Genomic DNA, 4,887 nt, shown 5'->3' with positions numbered 1-4,887 from the left:
CTGTACGTGCCGATTGTCATGCGGGTGCTGTGCCAGGCGATTGTCGTGCCGTCGCGCAGCTTCTTCCGAGAGTTCGACATCCCACGCTCGGTGCGCAAAGAGTTGTTCTTCGATGCGCTCGACTCGCGTCAGGCGTTGCGCAACATGTACGGCGACGTGCGAATGTTGTGCGACGACGTGGGCCTGATGAATCCTTTTGCCCTGCTGCTGTGGCGCATTTGCAAGATCAACGGTCGACCGTCGCGCTACCGCGGCGAGCCACAGCGGGCGCATCTGCCGAGCCCTGCCACCGCTGCCTGAATTTTCTTGCCCAGCACATCGCACAGCTTTACGGTGAGATCTACGAGCGCCGTTGTGCAGTAAAGCCGTTAAGACTGCCATCCCACAACCGCGCTGTATGGTGCTGTGCGATACTTCCAGGATGGTTCGCAGCCCCTCCCTGGACAAAGTCGGCGCAGGCCTCGTCTACCGCATTGGCTCGACGGCGACTTACAAGAAAATCTTCCGGTACTGGTATCCGATGATGACCCGCCGGCTCGGTCAGCAGGATGACGTTCAATTCCTGAACTGGGGCTACGAGGAAGATCCGCCGTTAGGCCTGCCGCTCGACGAAGCCGACGAGCCGAACCGGTACAGCATTCAGCTCTACCACCAGACCGCGACCCAGGCCGACATCACCGGCAAGAAGGTCCTGGAGTGCAGTTCTGGTCACGGGGGTGGCGCCTCCTACCTGACGCGGACATTGAAGCCGGCTTCCTACACGGGGCTTGACTTCAACGCTGCCGGAGTCGAATTCTGCCAACAGAGACACAACCTGCCCGGTCTCAACTTCGTCCACGGAGACGCCGAGAACCTGCCCTTCCCGGACGAATCCTTCGATGCGGTGATCAACGTTGAGGCCTCACACATCTACCCGCACTTCGAACGCTTCCTCAGCGAGGTAAAGCGAGTGCTTCGCCCGGGCGGACATTTCCTGTATGCCGATTTCCGCAACCGCGACGGCTTCGGCGACTGGGAAAAAGCGATGGCGGAGTCCGGCCTGCGGCAGGTATCCGAGCGAGTCATCAACACGGAGGTTCTGCGCGGCCTCAAGAAAAACTCGCCGCGGTCCAACGAACTGATTAACAATCGCCTGCCGGCCTTCTTGCGCCGCTTTGGCCGTGAGTTCGCGGTAGTGGACGGCTCGTGGTTCTACAACGACCTCGAGCGCGGCGAAATTGACTACCGCGCATACCACTTCATCAAGGACTGAGGTCTATTCGGCGGGCCCGGTAGACGCCGCCCAATAGCACGGCTGACTGAGCCTGTTCGAGGGTGAGATTCGAGTCGTTCAGGTGCCCATACGCCATACCCGCGAGCGCGTTGGCGACGGCCAGGAGATTGGACCGATCTTCTGGAAAGTCAGAAACTCCGTCGTACTCGCCAGTGAAAATGTCAGTCGGAAAACGTCGGTCGGGGTCGGAGGGTACACGTCATAGTTCAACCAGGGGTTGTCCAAGCCCGCGAAGCGTTCGAAAAGACCACCCATGGCCTCAGCTCGGGCAACCGGATTAGCTGGGCCCATTTTCGATCCGGGACACTTCTGAGACCGTAAGGGGCCCGTCGGTTACGGTAGCTGCCGTAACCCGGCACAGTTCCTCACGAAGGGGTGTAACCACATGTCGTTGGCTCGCCGGCTCCGCTTCCGCGCCAGCCTCATGAAGGTCGGAGTCGACGGCCTTGTCGGGGTGTCTCGAGATAAAGTCACGTCGTACCGCTACACCTTGACCGGTCGGAAAACCGCACCTGCCACGGCCTTCGACCCGTTCTCACGTGAGACGATGCGCGATCCGTACCCCGGCTATCGTGGCTTACTGGCCGGGCCCGAAGCGCCGAACGTGTGGTACAACCGCAAGCGCGGTATCTGGATCATCGCCGGCTACGACGATTTGCGAAAAGCGTTGCGCGACAACGAGGCATTGTCGTCGGCGGAAAGCCAAAGCCGTTTCCGCGTCCACCTGCCGTCGATGAACGCGGTCGACCCACCGGAACACACGCGACTTCGCAAATTCGTCTCCCGCGCGTTCACGCCACGGGCAATGGCGGCCTGGCAGGCCAACATCAACGAGGTCGCCGACGAGCTCGTGGACGCCATCATCGCCCGCCGCCACACCGAGGCGGTGTCCGAGTTGGCCAAACCGCTGCCGACCCGGCTGATCGCGATGATGCTCGGCATACCGCGGCACGATCAGCCTCAATTCGTGGAATGGTCAGATGAGATGGTCGCGGGTTCCTTTGTGCCGTTGACCCCGCACGGTATGACCCTCTCTGCGCGCTCAGGCTCCGCGACCGCGGCGATGCGGCGCAACCTCGATCCGCTCATCGCGCAGCGCCGCCGAAATCCCGGTGACGACCTGATCTCGATGATGACTCCCGCCGACGCCGACGACGTGCTCACTGACGACGAGATCTTTTGGAGCGCAGCGATGTTGATCGGCGCCGGCAGCGAGACAACAACAAATATGTTGTCAGGGCTGCTATTAACCCTTGCTCAGCGCCCCGAACTGTATGCCCGGCTGCGCGCGCACCCTGAGCTGATACCCGCCGCCATCGAGGAGCAGTTGCGCTTCGTTGCGCCGGTGCAAGGGTTCTACCGCACGGCAACCCGCGACTACACCGTTGGGGCGAACACGATTCCGGCCGGCGCGCGGGTGCTGTTGCTGTTCGCCGCGGCCAACCGCGACCCTCGTCACTACGACAATCCGGACACCTTCGACCTCGACCGCAACCCGACCGACCACCTGGCATTCGGTGGTGGCGTCCACTTCTGCCTGGGCGCACCATTGACCAGGTTGGAGGGTGCCCGGGTCTTCTCACAGTTGCTACCGAGGGTCGAGGCGATCCGCCTCGCCGGGGACTACCGATACCTCGACAATCCGACAATGCGCGGGCTGGAGCATCTTCCGCTGGAGTTGATACCCGCCTGAGCAGAAAGGCTCAGAGCCCGCGCGAACCCAACCAGGTATCGATGCGTTCGGCAACGGCAACCCATCCTGGCTCGAGCATCATGTTGTGGCCCATGTTGGGGAAGAATTCTGCTTTGGTGCCATATGCGCGTGCGGTGGCAAGTATTTCGTTACGGGTGTGCGCGCCATCCTCATCGGCGCCGAGCACCAGCAGCGGCGTAGTCACACGTTTAGGCCGGGGCAGGCTCAGCAGCAGGCTGTCAATGCCGATGCGCGAGCTGTCTTCTTGCAGCCGGGCCGCGTACTTGCGGACGTCGGCCTCCGGCGTGTGCGCGGAGAAGAACCGCTCTCGGGCCAGGTGCGGAGGATTGATGTACGGCAACGCCTTACCGGTTAACGTCATCCTGGCGAAATGTGACGGGCGATGCCTGATCCAACGCAGCGCATTTCCGAGGTTTCCCCGCGGCGGCACAGACGTCATCAAAATACCGGCCGGAGCAGCGTGCGTCTCCAGATACTTCTGCACGATAAGACCGCCCATGGAGTGACCGATGACCACCGGTGGACTGGACAGACGGTCGGCAACCGAACTGACATCCTGGACGTAATCGGCGACCGAACAGCGCCACAACGGCTTGTCACTCGGGCTCTCGCCATGACCGCGAAAACTCAAGGCCAAAGCACGGTAACCCTTATCGGCGAAAAAGCTGAGGAAGTTCTCGTCCCAGCACCAGGCTGCATGCCAGACCCCGTGCACGAAGAGCAGCGGGACGGGATGTGCCTCGCTGACACACCCCTTTTCGATCACCTCTAGCACGGCGTTAGCCTATCTGTCCACGCATCTGGACCCCTGAGATGTCCAATAATCCAGATACCGTCGCGGCAAGCCATGCCGCTAATTGGGTTTCGGCGGCAGGGCGCGTCGCGCGAGCAACGGCAAAAGCCGCTCCTGGGGCGCAACCCGACAAAATGCCGCGACGAGCCGATTGGCCCGACCCGGGACCACCCGCGGCTTATTGCCTGCCAAACCATCGATAGCGGCACGCGCGACCTGATCGGCGGACTTCCACATAAAGCTAGGTAACACCGCTGCACGTTGTCCTGCGCTGAACCCGGCGACGTCGTCCAATCCGGTGGCGACCGGTCCAGGACACAGTGCGGTAGCCGTTACACCGGTGCCGCGCAACTCGCTGCGCAGGCTTTCGGTGTAAGACAAGATAAATGCTTTGGCAGCACCGTAAGCGGCTTGCCCGGGCAGGGGGTAGAAGCCCGCCAACGATGACACGTTCAGCACGGCGCCTCGGCCGCGCTCGACCATCCCCGGCAGGAACCTCGTGCACAAGTCCACCACGGCGGCAACATCAACTTCGACGAGGTTGAGTTGTTGCTCTGGAACTGATTTCGCTACGAGGGCGCCAACCGACAAGCCTGCGTTGTTGATCAGAATGTCCGGCGCCAGGCCCAGCGCCGCGACGCGTCCCGGTAGCTCGGCACGATCGGTCCGGCTGGATAGGTCGGCGGGTAGGACATGCGCCGAATGCTTCAGACTCTCGGCAAGCGCCTGAAGGCGGTCGGTACGGCGAGCGACCAACACCACTTGATGGCCGCGATGCGCAAGCTCCAGGGCGATGGCCTCGCCGATACCTGACGATGCGCCGGTGACGATGGCAGCGCTCTTCTCTCCAGGTGTCGGAAACCCCACGAACCGACCTTATCGGGCTTGCCAAGCGCCCATGAACCGACCGCTCCAAAACGCCTCCACCAAATTCCGACACGCCAATGTCGTGAATGTCTGCACGTGAACCCCCGCCCGAATGCAAGATAGGCATCGGCTTCAGTGCTAGAACCAATCGGCCGCCTTCGGACGCCTCGGCCGAGATCTACACGCTGAGCAGGGTTGTTGACGTGACATGAATCGAGGGGCCATGACACGACGTAGCTT

5 protein-coding genes and 1 pseudogene are annotated in these 4,887 nt (G+C 62.0%); 3 read left to right on the top strand and 3 right to left on the bottom strand.

The window, feature by feature from the left end; genetic code table 11:
- Together WB785_RS01085 and WB785_RS01080 are read left to right on the top strand one after the other, a co-directional pair.
- The coding region (locus WB785_RS01085; protein ID WP_424076860.1) for a diiron oxygenase at window positions 1–300 on the top strand (300 nt) is incomplete at its 5' end.
- A 121-nt stretch (window positions 301–421) separates the two neighbouring features.
- The gene (locus WB785_RS01080; protein ID WP_424076859.1) at window positions 422–1,252 is read left to right on the top strand and encodes a phthiotriol/phenolphthiotriol dimycocerosates methyltransferase; all 831 of its coding nucleotides are present in this window, start codon (window positions 422–424) and stop codon (window positions 1,250–1,252) included.
- Here WB785_RS01080 and WB785_RS01075 read toward each other — a convergent pair.
- Window positions 1,242–1,454: pseudogene (locus tag WB785_RS01075) on the bottom strand (PE-PPE domain-containing protein); the annotation flags it as partial. The gene WB785_RS01080 and the pseudogene WB785_RS01075 overlap by 11 nt on opposite strands.
- Window positions 1,455–1,658: 204 nt before the next feature.
- Here WB785_RS01075 and WB785_RS01070 point away from each other — a divergent pair.
- Window positions 1,659–2,966, top strand: a complete 1,308-nt coding sequence (locus tag WB785_RS01070) for a cytochrome P450 (RefSeq protein ID WP_424076858.1) — start codon at window positions 1,659–1,661, stop codon at window positions 2,964–2,966.
- Between the two features lie 10 nt (window positions 2,967–2,976).
- Here the strand turns inward: WB785_RS01070 and WB785_RS01065 are convergent, their stop codons facing one another.
- On the bottom strand, window positions 2,977–3,762 hold the full coding sequence (locus WB785_RS01065; protein ID WP_424076857.1) for an alpha/beta hydrolase: 786 nt from the start codon (window positions 3,760–3,762) through the stop codon (window positions 2,977–2,979).
- A 78-nt stretch (window positions 3,763–3,840) separates the two neighbouring features.
- A complete protein-coding gene (locus WB785_RS01060; RefSeq protein ID WP_424076856.1) occupies window positions 3,841–4,647 on the bottom strand; it encodes an SDR family NAD(P)-dependent oxidoreductase in 807 nt (268 codons plus the stop codon).
- Window positions 4,648–4,887: the final 240 nt, after the last annotated feature.

This window comes from Mycobacterium sp., from assembly GCF_049585075.1.
Taxonomy (GTDB): Bacteria; Actinomycetota; Actinomycetes; order Mycobacteriales; family Mycobacteriaceae; genus Mycobacterium.
This window is presented reverse-complemented; position numbering and strand designations above follow the sequence as displayed.

Bases quoted from the DNA above. Each gene is read 5' to 3' on its own strand.
- WB785_RS01080 (WP_424076859.1), top strand. From the start codon at position 422: ATGGTTCGCAGCCCCTCCCTGGACAAAGTCGGCGCAGGCCTCGTCTAC.
- WB785_RS01070 (WP_424076858.1), top strand. From the start codon at position 1,659: ATGTCGTTGGCTCGCCGGCTCCGCTTCCGCGCCAGCCTCATGAAGGTC.